At 46.4% G+C, this 793-nt stretch carries 1 protein-coding gene; it reads right to left on the reverse strand.

Going from position 1 to position 793, the window contains the following annotated elements; genetic code table 11:
• A partial coding sequence (locus CXF76_RS00785) for a flagellin hook IN motif-containing protein (RefSeq protein WP_332870240.1) occupies nucleotides 1-793 on the reverse strand: 793 nt, incomplete at both ends.

Consider the following 793-nt stretch of genomic DNA (forward strand, 5'->3'; position numbering starts at 1 on the left):
ATCGATGTTTGCAATCGCGTTATCAATAACTGCTAGCGCATCTTGCGAGCCCTTCTGGCTTGTAATATCAACGTCAGAAACATCATTTAGCTTACTTGTTGTTTCTGTGATTACACTAGCTAGTGAATCATCAGACGCTTCTACACTAAATGTTTCTGAAGAGTTTAATTGAATACCACCTGAAATTCGTGTTGAATCAGTCGCAGTACCAGCCACACCACTTGTTAGTACAACAGGAACAGCCGTGCCCGTCCCACCATCATCTTCAACACCGGCATAAGACAGCGCAGTAACTGATAATGTACTCGCTACAGGAGCACCAGCGGCATCTGCTGTTGCATAACCCTCTAACGTTATATCTGCACCCGTATTATTAGATACTGATAATACACCGTTTTCAATGCTCGCTGTTACGCCATGCTCATCAGTTGCGCCGTTAATAGCTTCAGCCATTGCTTGCTGGTCGCCATCTGCATTACCTGTAGCTACGTATGAAACCTTCTCGTCGTTAAGCTCAAAACTAACCGTCTCGCCAGAAACTGTTGCAGCACCACCAACAACTACCGTGGCCTCTGTTCTAGCTTGCGCACTAACACCTGTAGAGCTAGTTACACTGTTAATTGCAGCAGCTGTATCCTCTGCGCTAGCGCCTGCAGCAATAGTAACTTGAGCGTCATTACGCCCTGAGATATCATATGTACCGCCTGCATTTGTACTTGCCGCAGCGGTAGAAGCAGCTGCAGCTGTAGCAGTACCAAAACCTTCGTTAGCAGTACCACCTTGTAAATCCACT

The sequence above is a fragment of the Pseudoalteromonas sp. 78C3 genome, assembly GCF_002836695.1.
Lineage (GTDB): Bacteria > Pseudomonadota > Gammaproteobacteria > Enterobacterales > Alteromonadaceae > Pseudoalteromonas > Pseudoalteromonas arctica.